The organism is Microbacterium sp., assembly GCF_049650565.1.
Lineage (GTDB): Bacteria > Actinomycetota > Actinomycetes > Actinomycetales > Microbacteriaceae > Microbacterium.
Genome location: NZ_JBASAK010000053.1, coordinates 48,962 through 67,802, shown reverse-complemented (window position 1 = coordinate 67,802; position 18,841 = coordinate 48,962). Strand labels below are relative to the sequence as shown.

Sequence of the window (18,841 nt, the reverse complement as noted above, 5' to 3'; positions counted from 1 at the left end):
ATTGCGGCGGGGGCCCGGGGCCGGCCCCCGCCGCGACGACTACTTCCGCGCGACCACGGGGATCGCCTGCGTCTTCCAGTCTTCGAAACCTTTGTCCCCAGCCATGAACGCGTTGACCTCGTCGGTGGTCGCGATGAGCTTGGGATCGTTGTCGAGGTACTTCTTGGTCTCCCGTGCGACCAGGCCCGAGAGCACCAGCAGGCCGACGAGGTTCGGCAGCGCCATGAGGCCGTTCATCACGTCGGAGAACGCCCACACCACGCCCAGCTGCGTGGTGCAGCCGACGAACACCACCAGCGAGAAGATGATGCGATACGGCATGATCGCCTTGATGCCGACCAGCCGCTCCAGGCTCCGCTCGCCGTAATACGACCAGCCGAGGATCGTGGAGCCCGCGAACAGCACCAGGCCGATGGTGACGATGTAGTGCCCCCAGTTCCCCGGCAGGCCGTGCGAGAACGCCTCACCGGTCATCAGCGCAGCACTGATCTGCTCGCCGGTCTCCGGATCGACCTTGTTCCACGTGCCGGTGGTGATGATCACCAGGCCGGTGCAGGTGACGACGATGATCGTGTCGATGAAGGTCTGCGTCATGGACACGAGGCCCTGGCGCACGGGGTGGCTGGTCTTGGCCGCCGCGGCGGCGATGGCAGCGGACCCCATCCCGGACTCGTTCGAGAAGATGCCGCGGGCGACACCCATCTGCACGGCCACGATGATCAGCGACCCGGCGAAGCCGCCGACGGCGCTGGTGCCGGTGAACGCCTCCGTGAAGATCTGCGCGAATGCGGCCGGGACTCCGGCGATGTTCGCGATGAGGATGTAGATCGCGCCCAGCACGTAGAAGATGATCATCACGGGCACGAGCCCGGCGGTCACGCGGCCGATGGACTTGATACCGCCGACCAGCACGAGCAGCGCGAAGATCGTCAGCGCGATGCCGGTGATCCAGGTGGGGATGTTGAAGCTGTTCTCCAGGTTGGCGGAGATCGAGTTGCCCTGCGTCATGTTGCCGATGCCGAAGCAGGCGATGACGGCGGAGATCGCGAAGAAGATGGCGAGGAACTTGCCGAAACGGTTCTTGATGCCTCGCTCCAGGTAGTACTGCGGCCCGCCGGACTTCTCACCCGCGGCATCCGTGGTGCGGAACCGCACACCCAGGAACGCCTCGGAGTACTTCGATGCCATGCCCAGCAGGCCAGTGACCCACATCCAGAACAGCGCACCGGGCCCGCCGATGCCGATGGCGGTGGCCACGCCGACGATGTTGCCGGTGCCGACCGTCGCCGCCAGCGCTGTGGTCAGCGCCTGGAACTGTGAGATGTCGCCGTCCGAGCCGGGATCCCGGCGAGTGAACAAGCCCAGGCGAAGCGCGGCGCCGAGCCGGAGGAACTGGATGCCGCCGAGGCGGATGGTGAGGTAGAGACCGGTTCCCAGCAGCAGTGGGATGAGGACCCACGGCCCCCAGATCCATGAGCTGATGTTCTCCAGAACGGCCTGCAAGCCGGATAGATCCATGACGTCTCCTGTCGCGCGTCGTTGCAAACGGACTCGTCCATCCTATTCACAGCGCGCTCACAGAATGCAATATCCCAGCGTGTCCGCCGCTCAACGCTGGCAGGACGGGCACCAGTACAGCTTGCGAGAGCCCAGTTCCTCGAGCGCGATCTCGGTGCCGCACACCCGGCACGGCAGCCCCGCACGGTGGTACACCCAGTGCCGGTCGTCTCGGCTGGCCATGGCCGCGCGGTACTGCTCGGCATTGAGCCCGTCCATGGTCATCATCTGACCGGTCTGGACGCCGATGGCCAGCAGCCGCACCCAGTCGTGCCACAGCGCCCGCACCACGTCCTCGGGCACGTCGCGGCCGGGGGTGTGCGGGTTGAGCCGGGCCCGGAACAGCATCTCCGCACGGTACACGTTGCCGATGCCGCTGACGACGGCTTGGTCCATCAGCAGCAGCGCGATCGCGGTGGGCTTGCGGCGCACGATGTGCACGAACCTCTCCTCGCCGTCCGCGGGATCGCCCACCAGCGGATCCGGCCCGAGCTTCGCGACCGTGGCCAGCATCTCGTCGGGCGTCTGGAGCGCACACGCCGTCGGACCGCGCAGGTCGGCGCTGGTGGAATCCGTCAGCAGCCGCAGGCGCACCTGTCCCACCACCGGGGGCGGCCACTCCTCGCCGTCGTCGGCGAGGCCCTTGGTCTGCTCCGACATGCGCACGTGCACGCGCGCCTTGCGCGGGGCGCCGATGGAGGTCAGGGAGTTCTCTCCCGCAGCATCCAGGATCTCCTCCCCCAGCGGCGCGTCCAGATCGGTGCCACGCTGGTTGGTCTGGCCCATCCGCCCATTGGCGGACGCGATGGTGGGGTCGACGAGGATCTCGCCGGAGAAATCCCACGCGCCGTAGAGTCCCAGGTGCACGCGCAGCCACATGTCGCCCTCGAACTCCAGGAACATCTGCTTGCCGACCGCCATCGCCTGCAGCATCTCGCGGCCCTCCAGCACCGATGCGCCCTCGGCGAAACGGCCCTGGGGGCTGGAGGCGTGCACGGCGCGTCCGACGAAGTTGCGATCGAACTGCCGGGCGATGCGGTGGACGGAGTGGCCCTCGGGCATGTCAGGCGCGCCCGTCGGCGGGGCGGACACCTTCCTGCCGCGGGTCCGGGAGCAGCGATCCGTCGCGTTCGAAGTCTGCGATCTGACCGATCCGGCGCGCGTGGCGCTCCTCGCCCGAGAACGGGGTGGCGATGAACGTATCGATGAGCGACACGACCTCCTCGAACGGATGCTGTCGAGCGCCGATCGAGATGACGTTCGCATCGTTGTGCTGACGCGCGAGCTCGGCCGTCGACGTGTTCCACACCAGCGCGGCGCGGATTCCGGCGACCTTGTTCGCCGCGATCTGCTCACCGTTGCCCGAACCGCCGAACACGATTCCGAGCGCCTCGACGCCAGCCCGCTGATCGGCGACCACGCCCTGCGCGGCACGGATGCAGAACGCGGGGTAGTCGTCCAGCGCGTCGTACTCCACGGGCCCGTGGTCGATCACCTCGTGCCCTGCACCGCGCAGGTGGTCCTGCAGACGGGTGGAGAAGTCGAGACCGGCGTGATCGGTGGCGATGTGGATGCGCATACCGGCCATCTTATTCAGGGTGCGATACCGGCCGCCGCACGCTTGAACCCGGCGCGCACATTCTCGCAGCATCCGGGACGGCACACGTCGAACGATCCGCCGACCGAGGCGACCCGGGCGCGGTCGGCGTTCGGCCGGCCCTCCAGGCGCTCCTGGATGAGGTCGACGATGCCCGCGACGAACGCGGGCGAGACTCCGGGCGTGGGCGTGCGGACGAACAGCAGGCCGTTCTGCTCCGCGGCCTCCTTGGCCTCGGTGTCCAGGTCCCAGAGCACCTCCATGTGGTCGCTCATGAACCCGACGGGCACGACGATCACCGCCCGGCGACCGCGGGAGGGCAGTTCGCCGATGACGTCGCACACGTCCGGCTCCAGCCACGGCTGGGATGCCGGGCCCGAGCGCGACTGGAAGACGAGCTCCCACGGCACGGACGCCGCTGAGGGCTCCAGCTGCGCGACGCGGTCCATCACCCAGGCCGCGACGGCCTCGTGCTGCGCGGCGTACGCGCCACCCGGGCCCCACTCCACATCGCGCGGACCGGAGCGCACGGCATCCGCCTCGGGGATCGAGTGGGTCGAGAAGAGCACCTGGATGGACTCCGCCGGCACGCCATCGGCGAGGAAGCCGGCGACGGCGTCGTGCACGCCCTCGATGAACGCCTGCACGAAGCCGGGGTGGTCGTAGAACGGGCGGATCTTGTCGATGGTCACGACGCCGTCGTACTCGGTGCCGTCCAGCACACGGGCGAAGTCCTCGCGGTACTGGCGGCAGCTCGAGAACGAGCTGTAGGCGCTGGTGGCGAACGCCAGCAGCGTGGTGTCGTCGTTGGCTGCGGCCTCGGCCACGGCGTCCTCGAGATACGGCGCCCAGTTGCGGTTGCCCCAGTACACCGGCAGGTCGATGGAGCGCGCGGCGAGCTCGGCCTCGAGCGCCGCCTTCAGCGCGCGGTTCTGCCCGTTGATGGGACTCACTCCGCCGAAAGCGCGGTAGTGGTGCGCCACCAGCTCGAGCCGCTCGTCGGGGATGCCCCGACCGCGGGTGACGTTGCGCAAGAAGGGGATGACCTCGTCCTGGCCCTCGGGCCCGCCGAACCCTGCGAGCAGGATCGCGTCGTACGCGACGGGCTGCTCGATGAACGGATCACCCCCGGATGCTGCGGGAGAGGCGTGCAGGACGGCATCCGATGCGTTGCGTGTCACGCCTCCATCCTGCCATCGCAGGCTATGAGCCAGCGCGGAGGCGCTGTTGCGGGACCCGTCGCGCGATTCCGCGTCTGGCGTAGGCTGTCATGGTTGCCGACGACGCCAGACGCGCCGTCCGCAGGACGACATCCCCTCACCACTGGGAGAAACAAGCTGTGCCTGGAGAAAACCTCACTCGTAGCGAAGCGCTGGAGCGCCGTGCTGTCATCGACACGCAGTCGTATCAGGTCTCACTGGATCTGACCAAGGGTGCGGAGGTGTTCGGCTCGCGCAGCGTCGTGCGCTTCACCGCCACGCCCGGCGGCTCGACCTTCATCGATCTCATCGCCCGCAGCGTGCGCGAGATCTCGCTCAACGGCGAGCAGATCGACCCCGACGAGGTGTTCGCGGACTCGCGGATCGCGCTGACCGGCCTGCAGGCCGAGAACGTGCTCATCGTGGACGCCGACTGCCTGTACACCAACACGGGCGAGGGCCTGCACCGCTTCGTCGACCCGGTCGACGGCGAGGTCTACCTGTACTCCCAGTTCGAGGTCCCCGACTCGCGGCGCATGTTCGCCGTGTTCGAGCAGCCCGATCTGAAGGCCACCTTCCAGTTCACGGTCACCGCGCCCGCCGCCTGGAAGGTCGTCTCGAACTCCCCCACCCCCGAACCGATCGTGCACGACGCATCAACCGACTCGGGTGCGCAGCAGACCGCGACCTGGGGCTTCGAGGCCACCCCGCGCATCTCGTCGTACATCACAGCGCTCATCGCCGGGCCGTACGAGTCCACCTTCTCCGAGCTCACCAGCGCCTCCGGCCGCGTCGTCCCGCTGGGTGTCTACGGCCGCAAGAGCCTGTGGCAGCATCTGGATGCCGACTACATCTTCGAGAAGACCCGCCAGGGCTTCGCGTACTACGAGTCGAAGTTCGGCGTGCCCTACCCGTTCGCGAAGTACGACCAACTGTTCGTACCGGAGTTCAACGCCGGCGCCATGGAGAACGCGGGGGCGGTCACTTTCACCGAGACCTACGTCTTCCGCAGCAAGGTGACGGATGCCGTCAAGGAGCGTCGCGTCGTCACCATCCTTCACGAGCTCGCGCACATGTGGTTCGGCGACCTGGTCACCATGAAGTGGTGGAACGACCTGTGGCTGAACGAGTCGTTCGCCGAGTGGGCGTCCACCATCGCCACCGCGGAGGCCACCGAGTGGAGCGAGGCGTGGACGACGTTCAACGCCATGGAGAAGACCTGGGCGTACCGCCAGGACCAGCTCCCCTCCACGCACCCCATCGTCGCGGAGATCAACGACCTGCAGGACGTGCTGGTCAACTTCGACGGCATCACGTATGCCAAGGGCGGCTCGGTGCTCAAGCAGCTGGCGGCGTGGGTCGGCATCGACGCGTTCTTCGCCGGCGTCGGGCAGTACTTCCAGAAGCACGCCTGGGGCAACACCGAGCTGTCCGACCTCCTGGCCGAGCTGGAGGCCACCAGCGGCCGAGAGCTCAGCAGCTGGGCGAAGAAGTGGCTGGAGACGGCGGGCGTGAACACGCTGTCGCCGGTCATCGTCGAGGATGCGTCGGGCGTCATCACCCGCTTCGCGGTGACGCAGACCGCACCGGCCGACTACCCCACCATCAGACCGCATCGCCTGGGCATCGGGTTCTACGACCTCGAAGGCGACGCGCTGGTGCGCTCGCACTACGTCGAGGTGGACATCGACGGTGACCGCACCGAGCTCCCCGAGCTGCAGGGCAGGAAGCGCCCCGCCATGGTGCTGCTGAATGACAAGGACCTCGCCTACGCGAAGATCCGCCTGGACGAGCAGTCGCTGGCCACCGCGATCGAGCACCTCTCCGACATCAGCGACCCGCTGGCCCGCTCGCTGGTCTGGGGCGCCGCGTGGGATCAGACCCGCGACGCCGAGACCGCGGCATCCGACTACATCGACCTGGTGCTCGGCAACATCGGCCGCGAGACCGAGTCCACCACCGTGCGCACCACGCTCGCGCAGCTGCTGCTGGCGGCATCCACCTACGTCGCGCCCGAGAAGCGCGACACCGCCCGCGAGACGGTCGCCGACGGACTGTGGGCGCTCGCGCAGCAGGCCGAGGCCGGCAGCGACAGCCAGCTGCAGCTGGTCACCGCCTTCGCGAACACGCTCGTCACCGACGAGCAGGCCGGCATCGTCGGCAGGCTGCGCTCGGGCGAGGAGACGCTGCCGGGTCTGGAGATCGACGCCGACCTGTCCTGGTCGCTGCTGGTCGGCCTGGCCGCCGCCGGCGCCACGGATGCCGCGGCCATCAACGCTGCACTGGCCGCGGACAACACGTCCAAGGGCGCCGAGTTCGCCGCCCAGGCCCGCGCCGCGCTGCCCACCGTCGAGGCCAAGCAGACCGCCTGGTCGTCGCTGATCGACAACGCCGACCTGCCGAACACCATCGTCCGCTCCGCGGCCGCCGGCTTCGTGCATCCGTCGGGCGTGGCCGTGCTGGACGGCTTCATCGCGAAGTACTTCGAGATGCTCGTGCCGATCTGGGAGGGTCGCACCTACCAGATCGCGGACTACCTGATCGTGGGACTGTACCCGCGCTCGCTGGCCAGCGTCGCGCTGCGCGACGCGACCCGCACGTGGCTGTCCTCGAACCAGGATGCTGCGCCCGCGCTGCGCCGGCTGGTGCACGAGAACCTCGCCGACGTCGAGCGCGCGCTGGCCGCGCAGTCCCGCGACGCCGAGGACTGACGCTTCGACGGGCTCAGCGACCCATGGGCCACTGAGCCCGTCGAAGTGCTCCGCACAGCGTGCGGAGAGGCCTTCTCGGTAACATCGAGGTGATGAACGTCCTTCTCGCCGCCGCGCCCGCACCCACCGATCCACCGAAGCCCACCACCTGGGACAAGGTGCTCGGCGTGCTGGGTGAGGTCGGCATGAACGCCATCTGGGTCGCGGTCATCATCGCCTCGTGCGTGGTCGCCGCCTTCGTGCTGCGACTCGTCATCCGCCGCATCGTCAAGCGCATCGTCGACAGCGCGAAGACCAAGGCGAAGGTCGATGACACGCAGGCGCTGGAGCGCTCGCCGCTGGCGGACATGCGGCTCGTGCAGCGCACCCGCACGCTGGGCACCATCCTGCAGAACATCGTCAACGTCATCCTCGTTGTGGTGGCGATCGTCCTGACGGTGAATCAGCTGAGCCCCTCTCTGCTGGGTTCTCTGACCCTTCTCACCGCCGCCGTCGGCGCCGGCCTCGGCTTCGGCGCGCAGAACATCGTCAAGGACGTGCTGAACGGCCTGTTCCTCGTCGCCGAGGATCAGATCGGCATCGGAGACGTGGTGGACCTGGGCCTGGCATCCGGCGTGGTCGAGTACGTCAGCGTGCGGATCACCCAGGTGCGCGACGTCAACGGCACCCTCTGGTACGTGCGCAACGGCGAGGTCACCCGCATCGGCAACATGTCGCAGGGCTGGGCACGCGCCATCATCGACCTGGGCGTGGCGCCGGATGCCGACCTCGACCTCGTCGAGCAGACGATGCTCGAGACCGCCCAGGACCTGACCAAGGACCCGAAGTGGCGCACGCGCATCATCGAGCGCCCCGAGGTGTGGGGGTTGGAGACCATCGACGGCGACGCGCTCGTCGTGCGCGTGGTCATCAAGACGCGCGCCAACGCCATGGACGATGTGGCGCAGGAGCTGCGGGCGCGGCTGCGCGCTGCGCTGGCGCAGAAGGACGTCGCCGTCCCGAGGCTGGCATCCGTCACCCTCTCCGGCCTCGACGGCGCCCGTCGCGTGCGCGGCGCCAATCCGCCCAAGACCCGCCCCAATCCGGTCACGGGCGTGCCGCCGGTGGCGGAGCGCGGCATCTGGCGGCGCAAGAAGTCCGGAGATCAGGAAGGCGGCGCGAAGTGAGCTTCTACGAGGAGATCGGCGGACACGACACCATCAAGCGGATGGTCGACGTGTTCTACCAGGAGGTCGCGCTCGACCCGGTGCTGAAGCCCATGTACCCCGAGGACGATCTCGGCCCCGCAGCGAACCGCCTCACCATGTTCCTCGAGCAGTACTGGGGCGGGCCGACGACGTACATGGAGAAGCGCGGTCATCCCCGCCTCATGCTGCGGCACAAGGCGTTCCACGTGAACCCGGATGCCCGCGACCGCTGGCTCATGCACATGCGCACCGCACTGGACGACGTGCAGCTCTCCCCCATGCACGACGCGGCTTTCTGGGACTACCTCGAGCGCGCAGCCCATATGCTCGTGAACACGTTCGAGCCCACCCCCGAAGCCTGATCCTCCCAGCCGCCGACGAAGGAGTCGCCATGCCTGCCACCGAGACCGAGGTGCTCGTCATCGGATGGGGCCTGTCCGGCCTCGTCGCCGCCGGAGAGGCGTTGCGCGCGGGAAAGCGCGTGACGATCATCGACCAGGAGCCCCGCACGAACCTGGGCGGGCAGGCCTGGTGGTCCTTCGGCGGATTGTTCCTCATCGACTCCCCCGAGCAGCGCCGGATGGGCATCCGCGACTCGCTGGAATTGGCCACCCAGGACTGGTTCGGCAGCGCCGGCTTCGACCGGCCGGAGGACGAGTGGCCGCGCCGCTGGGCGAGTGCGTACCTGGAGTTCGCCGCGGGCGAGAAGCGAAGCTGGCTGCGTGAGCGCGGCGTGGGCTTCTTCCCGGTGGTGGGCTGGGCGGAGCGCGGCGGGTACGGCGCCATCGGTCCTGGCAACTCCGTGCCGCGGTTCCACATCACCTGGGGCACCGGCCCCGGCATCGTCGCGCCGTTCTCGGCCGCCGCCGAGCAGGCGGAGGCCGAGGGGCGTGCGAGGATCCTGCCGCGGCATCGCGTCTCCGAACTGATGGTCCAGGACGGCGCTGTCGTCGGTGCGCGCGGCGACGTGCTGGCGGATTCGATCACCCCGCGCGGAATGCCGTCGTCCCGTGACGTGGTCGGCGACTTCGAGATCAGAGCGGATGCCGTGATCATCGCCTCCGGCGGCATCGGCGGCAACCACGACCTGGTTCGCGCGGCGTGGCCCGCACGCCTGGGCACCCCGCCGGAGCACATGCTCACGGGCGTCCCCGCCTATGTCGACGGCTCCATGCAGGCGGTCTCGACGTCCGCCGGCGCGCACCTGATCAACGGCGACCGCATGTGGCACTACGTCGAGGGCATCGCAGGCTGGGATCCCGTGTGGCCGAACCACGGCATCCGCATCCTGCCCGGCCCGTCGTCGCTGTGGCTGGATGCCACCGGAGCGAGGCTGCCCGTGCCCCTGTATCCGGGGTTCGACACGCTGGGTACGCTCGCGCACCTGCGGACGACCGGACACGACCACTCCTGGTTCGTCACCTCTCTGAAGATCGTCGAGAAGGAGTTCGCTCTCTCCGGCAGCGAGCAGAATCCGGACCTCACCGGCAAGGATGTGAAGCTGCTGCTGAAGTCGCGGCTCGCGAAGGGACCCACCGGACCCGTGCAGTCGTTCCTCGACGAAGGTGCGGACTTCATCGTCGAGAACGACCTGGAGTCGCTGCTGGCACAGATGAAGCGGATGCCCGGCGGCGAGACGCTGGATGTCGATCGGGCTCGTGCCGAGGTCATCGCGCGCGACCGTGAGATCGGCAACGACTTCACCAAGGACGCGCAGATCGCCATGCTGCGCTCGATGCGCAGCTATCGCGGTGACAAGCTCATCCGCACCGCTTCCCCGCACCGCCTGCAGGATCCGGCGGCGGGGCCGATGATCGCCGTGAGACTGCACGTGCTCACGCGCAAGTCGTTGGGCGGCATCCAGACCGATCTCGACGGACGAGCGCTGGATGCTGCGGGCGAGCCGATTCCGGGACTGTACGCGGCCGGCGAGGCCAGCGGGTTCGGCGGTGGCGGTGTGCACGGCTACCGCGCGCTGGAGGGCACGTTCCTCGGCGGATGCCTGTTCTCAGGGCGCAAGGCCGGGCGCGCGGCCGGCCGCTGACGCGCGGCTCCCGGATCGGTCATCGCAGGCCGGCGATGAGCGTGTCGATGTAGAAGGACGCATCGTCCGTGCCGCTCGTGCGCACGGCGTGCTCGATGCCGCACACCAGATGCATGAGCCTCTCCACGGTGAGATCGGCGCGCACGGCGCCGACATCGCGCGCCGCGATGAGCAGTGACTCCGTCAGCTGCCGCAGCTCGTTCTTGAGCGCCGCGATCTCCGCGTTTCCGTCCTCTGCGGCCAGCAGCACGGCCTGGAGTCCGCCGTCCAGGAGCTGGAGCGCCAGTCCCCGTCGCACCAGCATCTCCAACGCGGCCGCCGGGTCCCGTTCGGCCGCCGCGGCGCGTGCGAGTTCACGGTAGGCCACGAGGTCGTCGCTCACCACGGCCTCGACCAGCGCGTGCACGCTCGGAAAGTGCCGGTAGACGGTGCCCACGCCGAGGCCGGCCCGCTTCGCCACGTCATTCAGGCGCAGCTGCGCGGGGTCGCATGCGCGCGCGACGTCGACGATGCGAGCACGGCTGCGCTTCGCGTCGGCGCGTCTGGAATCCTGCATCCCGCCATCCTACCGGAAACGGATAGGTCATCCGAATGGTGCTAGCGTCTATTCGGATCATCTATCCGTTTTCGAGGAGGCCTCATGCCCTGGAACCCATTCGCGCTGCCCGATCAGACCGGCCGAGCGCACGTCGTCACCGGAGCCACTGCCGGAATCGGCTACTTCGCCGCCGAGCAGCTCGCTGCCGCCGGTGCGACTGTCGTGCTCGCGGGCCGGTCCGCGGAACGGCTCGACCGCGCCAGGGCATCCATCCTCCGCCAGGTGCCCGGCGCCCAGGTGCGCGCCGTCCGGATGGATCTCGCCTCATTGGCGTCGGTCCGCGACGCGGCGGACGAGCTGGGCGACCATGGACGCCTGGACGGGATCTTCCTGAACGGAGGCGCGATGTCCGCCGGGCCGATGACGGAGGACGGCCTGCCCCTGCTGCTCGCCACGCACGCGATCGCCGGCGTCGCACTCGTCGAGCGCCTTCTGCTGACGCTCTCCGACGGCGCCGCACCCGATGCCCCCGTCCGGATCGTGCACGCGTCGACGGGCTTCGTGCGCCGCTTCCCCCGTGATGTGGACGACGTGCTCGCACGGCAGCGCGGCTTCGTGCGCGGCTACACGCACGCGAAGACCGTCACCGAGCTCTACGCCTATGACCTCGACCGCCGGTTCCGCGCCGACGGCGTGGCGATCTCCTCGATCGTCGCGCATCCCGGCATCGGCGTCGACGCGCGCACCCCGGCGCGGGAAGGCGTGTACGACCCGCGCACGCAGCGCCGCCGCAATCCGTTCACGCCCTGGGCTCAGGGCAAGGATGCTGCGGCGTGGCCGGCACTGCGCGCGCTGACCGATCCCGACATCAGCGGCGGAACGTACCTCGGACCGGTGAACGGCCGCCGAGGAGTGCCGATCCTCCTGGAGCCGCTCACGCATACCGCGCACCCCGACCCGGTGCGCATGGCGCGGGTGCGGACGCAGCTTCTCGAGCTCGCGGCATCCTAGCCGTTCTGGTCGATCGGCCGGCAGTGCGCTTCAGCCGGCGGTGCGCTTCAGCGCGCGGATCCCGTGGTGCGCACCGCGGTGAGTCCGCGGACTGCCGGTCCCCGGCTCAGCACGTGACCGCGGCTGAACGCCAGCCGGGTCCAGCGACCCGCCTCCGTGATGCGCACCTGCTCCGGCCCTGCGATGAATCCGAACGCCTGCGCGGCGAACGCCACGCCGCGCGGCAGGCCCAGCAGGTCCTCGTCGGGCTCGCCCCAGATGCGGGCGCGCAGGGCCCGTACGGCCTCCTCCCGGGAGCCCGCGGGGCTGCCGTGCGCGACCGCGGAGATCCCCCACTGCGCACGCTCGGAGAGGATCGAGGACGGCAGCTCGGCGACGTGCTGCCAGCCGCCGCGGGGCGGCGCGACACCGGCCCATGCCGGGGCACGACCGGTGTCCGGCAGCTCCAGCGAGTCGGGGCTGAGACTCTCGGTGAGTGAGTCGACGACCACATCGCAGCTGAGCTCGGGGTCGGCGCGCACGATGCGCATCGCCAGGATGGTCGGCGTCTGGTCGAACAGGCCCTGCGGCGCGAGGGCCGCGGAGGTGAGCACCAGCACGCCCTCCGCCGCTTGCAGCCGCACGCCGTCGGCCCCGGCTTGGCCCGCGCGTCCGGAGAACGTCAGCACATCGCGGGCGGTGTCGGCATCGGCGAGGACGAGGGGTCGGGTCACGTCTTCTACGCTATCCCCGCACGGGCTCTCCCGGGTCTGCCCGGGCTGCCGGATCCCTGCTCCTAGACTGGAGCGGTGACCGCCCCGACCAACGACGCCCGCACCATCGCGAATCTGCTCGAGGTCCTCGATCTCGACGCATCCGCGGCTCGCACCACCGAGGACATCTTCACAGGCGTCTCGCACTCGATGCCCACGGGCCGGGTGTACGGCGGCCAGGTGCTGTCGCAGTCGCTGGTGGCCGCGGAGCGGACTCTTCCAGAGGAGCGCATCGTGCACTCCATGCACGGCTACTTCCTGCGTCCCGGCGACGCGACGCAGGGCATCACCTTCGCCGTGGATCGCATCCACGACGGGCGCTCGTTCTCCACGCGCCGTGTGCAGGCCTACCAGGGCGGCGTGCCCATCTTCTCGATGATCTCCTCGTTCCAGGACGAGGATCCCGGTCTGGATCACGCGGAGCCCATGCCGGACGGCATCCCGGATCCGGAGTCGCTGCCCTCCGACGATGAGCTCATCGGCCGCGTGCATCCGATCACCGGCCGCCTGCTGTCGGAACGTCCGGCGGACATCCGGCATGTGACGGGCCCTCTGTTTCTCGAGGTCGCCGGCGAACGCGTACCCCAGCAGGCTGTCTGGATGCGCATGCGCGCCCCGATGCCGGACGACCCGCGGCTGCATCGCGCCGCGCTGGCCTACCTCAGCGACATGACCATCCAGGAGTCGATCCTGCGCCGGCATGGCATCACCTGGCAGACGCCGGGGCTGAAGGTCGCGAGCCTGGACCACGCCATGTGGTGGCACCGGTTCGGCCGCGTGGACGAATGGATGCTGTACGTCCAGCAGGCGCCCAACGCCCGCGGCGGGCGAGGACTCGCCCAGGGCCGCATCTACGCTCAGGACGGAACCCTGATGGCTACCGTCGCGCAGGAGGTCATGGTGCGGGTTCCGGAGATCTGACCGGGCTCCGCGCCGATCGGCCAGCGCCCGCGACAGGTCAGCGTCTGCGATAGGTCAACGGCTCGCCGACCAGGGGCTCCCAGGCCGCGCGCATCTCTGGTGCGAGGCGGACGGGGCGGCCGGATGCGGCGTCCACGAGCACCATGACGGTGGTCGCCCGCGCGTACAGCGTCTGCTGCTCGGCCGCCGTGTCCGTCCGCACCTCATAACAGACCTCGAGGCTGGAGCCGCCCAGCTTGCCGAACCACATCTGGATGTCCAGCGGATGCCGCTGGTACGGCACGGGCGCGAGGTACTCGATCTCCTGCCGGGCGATGAGCGTCAGCAGACCGTGCGCGAGTCCCGAGTCGAGGATGGCCGTGGGAGGCGCGACCTCGCCGGGGCCCGGCTTCCAGAAGGCGCGCACGCGCGCCTCCTCGAGGAGCTTGAGCATCGAGGTGTTGTTGACGTGGTTGAACGCATCGAGGTCGCCCCAGCGCAGTTGGACAGGGACGTGCAGGCGTCCGTCGTCCAGCACGCGCTCACCCGGAATCATCGTCCCGTGGCCTCAGTCGCGGGTCAGCTTGCGGTGGGTGGTGCGGTGCGGACGTGCCGCCTCCAGGCCCAGTCGCTCGATCTTGTTCTTCTCGTACGCCTCGAAGTTGCCCTCGAACCAGTGCCACTGCGACGGGTTCTCATCGGTGCCCTCGTAGGCGAGGATGTGCGTGGCGATGCGGTCGAGGAACCACCGGTCGTGCGTGATGACCACGGCGCAGCCGGGGAACTCCAGCAGGGCGTTCTCCAGAGAGCTGAGGGTCTCGACGTCGAGATCGTTGGTCGGCTCGTCGAGCAGCAGCAGGTTGCCGCCCTCCTTGAGGGTCAGCGCCAGGTTCAGGCGGTTGCGCTCGCCACCGGAGAGCACGCCGGCCTTCTTCTGCTGGTCCGGGCCCTTGAAGCCGAACTTCGACACGTAGGCGCGCGAGGGGATCTCGATCTTGCCGACGGTGATGAAGTCGAGGCCATCGGAGACGACCTCCCACAGGGTCTTGTCCGGGTCGATGTTGGAGCGGGTCTGGTCGACGTAGCTGATCTTCACGGTCTCGCCGACCTTCAGATCGCCGCCATCCAGCGGCTCCAGGCCCACGATGGTCTTGAACAGCGTGGTCTTGCCCACGCCGTTGGGGCCGATCACGCCGACGATCCCGTTCGGCGGCAGGCTGAAGCTCAGGCCATCGATGAGCATTCGGTCGCCGAAGCCCTTCTGCAGCTTCTTCGCCTCGATGACGATGCTGCCCAGGCGCGGACCCGCGGGGATCTGGATCTCCTCGAAGTCGAGCTTCCTGGTGCGCTCCGCCTCCGCCGCCATCTCCTCGTAGCGGGCCAGACGCGCCTTCGACTTGGTCTGGCGCCCCTTGGCGCTGGAGCGCACCCACTCGAGCTCGTCCTTCAGGCGCTTCGCGAGCTTGGCATCCTTCTTGCCCTGGATCTCCAGGCGCTGGGCCTTCTGCTCCAGGTAGGTGGAGTAGTTGCCCTCATAGCCCAGCAGGCGCCCACGGTCGACCTCCGCGATCCACTCGGCGACGTGGTCGAGGAAGTACCGGTCGTGGGTGACGGCGATGACGGCGCCCTTGTAGTCCTTCAGGTGCTGCTCGAGCCACAGCACGCTCTCGGCGTCGAGGTGGTTCGTGGGCTCGTCCAGCAGCAGCAGGTCGGGCTTCTGCAGCAGTAGCTTGGCCAGCGCCACACGGCGCTTCTCGCCACCGGAGAGCGGCGCGATCTCGGCATCTGCCGGCGGGGTGCGCAGCGCGTCCATGGCCTGCTCGAGCTGGGAGTCCAGATCCCAGCCGTCGGCGGCATCGATCTCCTCCTGCAGCACGCCCATCTCGGCCAGCAGCGAGTCGAAGTCGGCATCCGGGTCGGCCATCAGCGCGGAGATCTCGTTGAAGCGGTCGACCTTCGCCTTCACGGCGATGCCGTCCTGGATGTTCTCCAGCACGGTCTTGGACTCGTCCAGCTCCGGCTCCTGCATGAGAATGCCGACGGAGAAGCCCGGGGTGAGCTTGGCCTCGCCGTTGGACGGCGTGTCCAGCCCCGCCATGATCTTCAGGATCGTGGACTTTCCGGCGCCGTTGGGCCCCACCATGCCGATCTTCGCACCGGGCAGGAACGCCATGGTGACGTCATCGAGGATGAGCTTGTCGCCCACCGCCTTGCGGGCTCGCACCATGGAGTAGATGTATTCGGCCACGACGAGGGTCTCCTTCAGTCAGCGGGCAATGTGGCGGCTCCGGAGAGCCGACACACCAGCCTACCCGTCTTCGCGCAGCCGCTCGGCGAGGCGGGCGCTCACCAGTCGATGGGCCTGGTCTCGCCGATCAGGCAGCGCCCTTCCGCGAGCTGCGGCACGACCTTGGTCACGGGGGTGCCCGTCGAGGGGCCGACCTGACCGATCAGGCACTCCTTGTCGCCCCAGGCGACGGAGAACAGCAGGCTCTCGACCGGATTTCCCACGGTGGTGCGGTCCGCGGTCACCTGCATCCGGTCCTTGGCGAATCCTGCGGCGGCCAGCGCGTCCACGTACGCGCGTCCGTGCACCTGGTCAGGGCCCGCCCACACCTTCGCGGTGACGGCGGCGAACAGCGGGAGGTTGTCGGACGCCGTCCCCTCCGGGACGAGCACCGGGTCTGGAGTGGCCGTCGGCGTCGGCGATGCGGATGCCGCAGCCGAGGGAGACGCCGCCGCCGACGGGGACTCGTCCCTCATCGGCGCAGAACAGGAGATCAGGCCGGCCGCGACCGCAGCACCGAGGATGAAGACGCTCGACGACCGGATCAGACCGGCGGAGACGGATGACCTTCGACGCACGCTCAGAAGTCTAGGCGCATGCCGGAGGAGCATCCGTCACCGCGGCGGCGGCCGGCGCTCACGTGTAGGCGAGTTCGCCCTCGCGATCTGCCTCGGCCGACGTCGGATCGGCGCCGGGATCGATCATCCCCTCACTGTCCCAGGCCTCGCGCTCTGCAGCGCTGGGCTCGTCGGGCATCTCGCCGCCCTCGGGCGTGCCGGACCCGGCTTCCTGCGGTGCACCGGCAGCCGGAGAGGACTGCTCCCCACCGCCGCCCTTGGCCCGACGGGCGAAGGCGCTGGTGCCCTTGTTGAGGTCGTGCCCGATGGCGTCCGCGTCGATCTCGACGTCGACGCCCTTCCGGCCGTTGGCCTCCCACTCGCGCACCTTCATACGTCCGACCACGATGACGGGATCACCGCAGCGCAGCGATGCCTTCGCGTGGTCGGCGATGTTGCCGAAAGCCGAGACCGCGTACCAGCTGGTGTCGCCCTCGACCCACGCGCCGGTGCGCTGATCGAAGTAGCCGGGCGTGGACGCGACGCGGAAGTTGATGACGGGCTTGCCCGTGCGCGTCACTCCCCTGCTCGGGTCGTTGCCGATGTTCCCGGCGATGACGACGGTGTCGTTCCTGATGGTCATGTCATGCTCCTTGTCAGCCGGGACGAGCCCGGGTGACTACAGCGTGCACGCCGGCCACCGACGCCGAGGGGCGGAATCCCACTGATTGTGCACAAGTCGCCGAATCCCGGCGATGTGCAGGCGGAGTGTCAGTGCACGAGCAGCAGCAGTCCGGCGACGGCGATGAAGAGCGATCCGAACACGCTGTTGAGAATGCGCTGTCCACGTGCGCTGCGCGTGAACCGGCGGAACTGCTTGGCCGCCGCGGCGAAGAAGAACCACATCACCAGCACGTCCACCACCACCGACGTCGTGATCAGGATCAGGTACTGCGGCAGCTGCTCGTGGTCCAGGCGGATGAACTGCGGCACGAAGGCGAGGAAGAACACGATGGCCTTCGGGTTCAGGATGTTCACCCAGAAGCCGCGGCGGAACATCGACCATGCCCCCTCTCGTGAACGCGAGGCCGCGGCCGTCGTGTCGGCCTCCGGCTTGGCCAGGATCAGCCGGACGCCGAGGTACACCAGGTACGCCGCTCCCGCGTAGCGGATGATGTCGAACAGCAGCTGCGATCGCGAGACGATCAGGCCCACGCCCGCCGCGACGATGATCACGTGCACGATGAGGGCCGCCTGCTGGCCGAGCACGCCCCACAGCGAGCGGCGCCATCCCTGTGCGAGCGCGTTGGTCATGGTGTTGATCGCACCGGCTCCGGGCGTGAAGCTGATCACCACGCACGCCACCAGCAGCGAGAGCCATACCGTCCACGTCACCAGCACAGTGTAGGGGCATCCGGCGGGCCGTCCGACCGATGTCCGACGCCTCCTCTACGGTGAGGGCATGACCACCGCAGCGCAGCTCCCGGCCTGGCTCACACGCGTGGGAGTGTTCGATCTGGAGACCACGGGTGTCGACGTCACGACCGACCGCATCGTGACCGCGCACGTGGGTGTGCTGGACCGGTACGGGCGCGAGATCGCGGCGCGCGACTGGCTGGCGGATCCCGGCATCCCGATCCCCGACGGCGCCGCAGCCGTGCACGGCATCAGCACCGAGCATGCCCGCGCGAATGGGAGGCCCGCCGCCGAGGTCGTGGCGGAGGTCAGCAGCGCTCTGCGGATGCTGTTCTCGCAAGGCATGCCGATCGTGGCATACAACGCCTCCTACGACTTCTCGCTGCTGGCGCACGAGGCCGTGCGCCACGGCATCCCCGCGTTGATAGATCCGCAGCCGGTCATCGACCCGCTGGTGATCGACAAGGCCTACGACCGGTATCGCCCCGGTAAGCGCACGCTGAGCGTCGTCGCCGAGCACTACGCAGTCCCGCTGGACGATGCGCACGAGGCGTCGGCGGATGCCATCGCCGCGGGCCGTGTCGCACTGGCGCTGGCGAAGGAGTTCGCCCTGCCCGGCACCGCGGCCGAGCTGCACACCCGGCAGATCGGCTGGGCCCGCGATCAGGCCGCCAGCCTCACCGAGTACTTCATCAAGGTCGGCCGCCTGGATCCTCAGGAGACCCTGGACGGCAGCTGGCCCATCCGCGGCTGAGGCCCGCACGCTCCGTGCCGAAGCACGGAGAGCGGCCTACGCTGTGATCATGGGCGAGCTTCTCGGCTGGGTACTGGTGGGAGCATGGCTCCTGCTTCCCGTCGTCGCCGTGGTCCTCGTCATCCGCTGGAGCATGTCGAGCGGTCGGGTGGAGACGAAGTACGACAGCTCCGCGGCCGGCCTCGTCGACGGCTTCGATGCCGTCTTCTCCCCCGAGGCGTACGAGGCGCACCTCGAGCGCGATCGGGCGACCAGGCGCACGGCACCGGCCCCGGCGCCCGGCGAGCCGCCGTGGACGATTGATGGGGACAGCATCCGCATCGACGTGTGA

The 18,841-nt window shown here is 69.0% G+C and carries 19 protein-coding genes; 8 read left to right on the top strand and 11 right to left on the bottom strand.

Annotation, left to right across the window (positions count from 1 at the left end; genetic code table 11):
• Positions 1-39: 39 nt before the first annotated feature.
• From WA967_RS09855 to WA967_RS09840, 4 genes are all read right to left on the bottom strand, one after another.
• Positions 40-1,518 carry an alanine/glycine:cation symporter family protein gene (locus WA967_RS09855; protein ID WP_424421841.1) on the bottom strand — a complete coding sequence of 493 codons (1,479 nt, stop codon included), beginning with the start codon at positions 1,516-1,518 and terminating at the stop codon, positions 40-42.
• 90 nt (positions 1,519-1,608) lie between these two features.
• Entirely contained in the window at positions 1,609-2,619 is a 1,011-nt protein-coding gene (locus WA967_RS09850; protein ID WP_424421838.1) for an Fpg/Nei family DNA glycosylase, read from the bottom strand.
• A 1-nt stretch (position 2,620) separates the two neighbouring features.
• Complete coding sequence (locus WA967_RS09845; protein ID WP_424421836.1) at positions 2,621-3,136, bottom strand: ribose-5-phosphate isomerase; 516 nt, start codon at positions 3,134-3,136, stop codon at positions 2,621-2,623.
• Positions 3,137-3,150: 14 nt separating this feature from the next.
• Positions 3,151-4,335 (bottom strand): ferrochelatase, encoded by a 1,185-nt coding sequence (locus WA967_RS09840; RefSeq protein WP_424421833.1) that lies wholly within the window; start codon positions 4,333-4,335, stop codon positions 3,151-3,153.
• Positions 4,336-4,493: 158 nt separating this feature from the next.
• On the opposite strand from WA967_RS09840, the gene pepN reads away from it, so the two are divergent.
• The 4 genes from pepN to WA967_RS09820 all read left to right on the top strand — a co-directional run bounded on the left by pepN (position 4,494) and on the right by WA967_RS09820 (position 10,295).
• Positions 4,494-7,064, top strand: coding sequence for an aminopeptidase N (pepN, locus tag WA967_RS09835; RefSeq protein ID WP_424421830.1), 2,571 nt, complete (start codon positions 4,494-4,496; stop codon positions 7,062-7,064).
• 92 nt (positions 7,065-7,156) lie between these two features.
• Positions 7,157-8,230, top strand: coding sequence for a mechanosensitive ion channel family protein (locus WA967_RS09830; protein ID WP_424421827.1), 1,074 nt, complete (start codon positions 7,157-7,159; stop codon positions 8,228-8,230).
• Positions 8,227-8,613, top strand: a complete 387-nt coding sequence (locus tag WA967_RS09825; protein WP_424421824.1) for a globin — start codon at positions 8,227-8,229, stop codon at positions 8,611-8,613. Before WA967_RS09830 ends, WA967_RS09825 begins: the two co-directional genes overlap by 4 nt.
• 29 nt (positions 8,614-8,642) lie before the next feature.
• On the top strand, positions 8,643-10,295 hold the full coding sequence (locus WA967_RS09820; RefSeq protein ID WP_424421822.1) for an FAD-binding dehydrogenase: 1,653 nt from the start codon (positions 8,643-8,645) through the stop codon (positions 10,293-10,295).
• Between the two features lie 19 nt (positions 10,296-10,314).
• On the opposite strand, the gene WA967_RS09815 is transcribed toward WA967_RS09820, so the two are convergent.
• Positions 10,315-10,851: a TetR/AcrR family transcriptional regulator gene (locus WA967_RS09815; protein WP_424421819.1), complete on the bottom strand. Its 537-nt coding sequence runs from the start codon at positions 10,849-10,851 to the stop codon at positions 10,315-10,317.
• 84 nt (positions 10,852-10,935) lie between these two features.
• On the opposite strand from WA967_RS09815, the gene WA967_RS09810 reads away from it, so the two are divergent.
• On the top strand, positions 10,936-11,844 hold the full coding sequence (locus tag WA967_RS09810; RefSeq protein ID WP_424421816.1) for an SDR family NAD(P)-dependent oxidoreductase: 909 nt from the start codon (positions 10,936-10,938) through the stop codon (positions 11,842-11,844).
• A gap of 47 nt (positions 11,845-11,891) precedes the next feature.
• Here the strand turns inward: WA967_RS09810 and WA967_RS09805 are convergent, their stop codons facing one another.
• A complete protein-coding gene (locus tag WA967_RS09805; protein ID WP_424421813.1) occupies positions 11,892-12,557 on the bottom strand; it encodes a hypothetical protein in 666 nt (221 codons plus the stop codon).
• A 75-nt stretch (positions 12,558-12,632) separates the two neighbouring features.
• Here WA967_RS09805 and WA967_RS09800 point away from each other — a divergent pair, with 75 nt between their 5' ends.
• The gene (locus WA967_RS09800) at positions 12,633-13,517 is read left to right on the top strand and encodes an acyl-CoA thioesterase (RefSeq protein ID WP_424421811.1); all 885 of its coding nucleotides are present in this window, start codon (positions 12,633-12,635) and stop codon (positions 13,515-13,517) included.
• Positions 13,518-13,554: 37 nt separating this feature from the next.
• On the opposite strand, the gene WA967_RS09795 is transcribed toward WA967_RS09800, so the two are convergent.
• The 5 genes from WA967_RS09795 to WA967_RS09775 form a co-directional block, all read right to left on the bottom strand.
• Entirely contained in the window at positions 13,555-14,052 is a 498-nt protein-coding gene (locus WA967_RS09795) for an acyl-CoA thioesterase (RefSeq protein WP_424421808.1), read from the bottom strand.
• Positions 14,053-14,064: 12 nt separating this feature from the next.
• The gene (gene ettA, locus WA967_RS09790) at positions 14,065-15,744 is read right to left on the bottom strand and encodes an energy-dependent translational throttle protein EttA (RefSeq protein ID WP_424421806.1); all 1,680 of its coding nucleotides are present in this window, start codon (positions 15,742-15,744) and stop codon (positions 14,065-14,067) included.
• 98 nt (positions 15,745-15,842) lie between these two features.
• On the bottom strand, positions 15,843-16,361 hold the full coding sequence (locus WA967_RS09785) for a DUF6993 domain-containing protein (protein ID WP_424421803.1): 519 nt from the start codon (positions 16,359-16,361) through the stop codon (positions 15,843-15,845).
• A gap of 58 nt (positions 16,362-16,419) precedes the next feature.
• Positions 16,420-16,983, bottom strand: coding sequence for a single-stranded DNA-binding protein (locus WA967_RS09780; RefSeq protein ID WP_424421800.1), 564 nt, complete (start codon positions 16,981-16,983; stop codon positions 16,420-16,422).
• A 128-nt stretch (positions 16,984-17,111) separates the two neighbouring features.
• Complete coding sequence (locus tag WA967_RS09775) at positions 17,112-17,735, bottom strand: LysE family transporter (protein WP_424421797.1); 624 nt, start codon at positions 17,733-17,735, stop codon at positions 17,112-17,114.
• Positions 17,736-17,802: 67 nt separating this feature from the next.
• Between WA967_RS09775 and WA967_RS09770 the strand changes: the two genes are divergently transcribed.
• Together WA967_RS09770 and WA967_RS09765 are read left to right on the top strand one after the other, a co-directional pair.
• Complete coding sequence (locus WA967_RS09770) at positions 17,803-18,510, top strand: 3'-5' exonuclease (protein ID WP_424421794.1); 708 nt, start codon at positions 17,803-17,805, stop codon at positions 18,508-18,510.
• A gap of 49 nt (positions 18,511-18,559) precedes the next feature.
• The gene (locus WA967_RS09765; protein ID WP_424421792.1) at positions 18,560-18,841 is read left to right on the top strand and encodes a hypothetical protein; all 282 of its coding nucleotides are present in this window, start codon (positions 18,560-18,562) and stop codon (positions 18,839-18,841) included.

What these genes read in the sequence shown, in the direction of transcription:
- WA967_RS09855 (WP_424421841.1), bottom strand. Translation starts at nt 1,518, where the DNA reads ATGGATCTATCCGGCTTGCAGGCCGTTCTGGAGAACATCAGCTCATGG.
- WA967_RS09850 (WP_424421838.1), bottom strand. Translation starts at nt 2,619, where the DNA reads ATGCCCGAGGGCCACTCCGTCCACCGCATCGCCCGGCAGTTCGATCGC.
- WA967_RS09830 (WP_424421827.1), top strand. Translation starts at nt 7,157, where the DNA reads ATGAACGTCCTTCTCGCCGCCGCGCCCGCACCCACCGATCCACCGAAG.
- WA967_RS09810 (WP_424421816.1), top strand. Translation starts at nt 10,936, where the DNA reads ATGCCCTGGAACCCATTCGCGCTGCCCGATCAGACCGGCCGAGCGCAC.
- WA967_RS09770 (WP_424421794.1), top strand. Translation starts at nt 17,803, where the DNA reads ATGACCACCGCAGCGCAGCTCCCGGCCTGGCTCACACGCGTGGGAGTG.
- WA967_RS09820 (WP_424421822.1), top strand. Translation starts at nt 8,643, where the DNA reads ATGCCTGCCACCGAGACCGAGGTGCTCGTCATCGGATGGGGCCTGTCC.
- WA967_RS09815 (WP_424421819.1), bottom strand. Translation starts at nt 10,851, where the DNA reads ATGCAGGATTCCAGACGCGCCGACGCGAAGCGCAGCCGTGCTCGCATC.
- WA967_RS09780 (WP_424421800.1), bottom strand. Translation starts at nt 16,983, where the DNA reads ATGACCATCAGGAACGACACCGTCGTCATCGCCGGGAACATCGGCAAC.
- WA967_RS09845 (WP_424421836.1), bottom strand. Translation starts at nt 3,136, where the DNA reads ATGCGCATCCACATCGCCACCGATCACGCCGGTCTCGACTTCTCCACC.
- WA967_RS09795 (WP_424421808.1), bottom strand. Translation starts at nt 14,052, where the DNA reads ATGATTCCGGGTGAGCGCGTGCTGGACGACGGACGCCTGCACGTCCCT.
- WA967_RS09765 (WP_424421792.1), top strand. Translation starts at nt 18,560, where the DNA reads ATGGGCGAGCTTCTCGGCTGGGTACTGGTGGGAGCATGGCTCCTGCTT.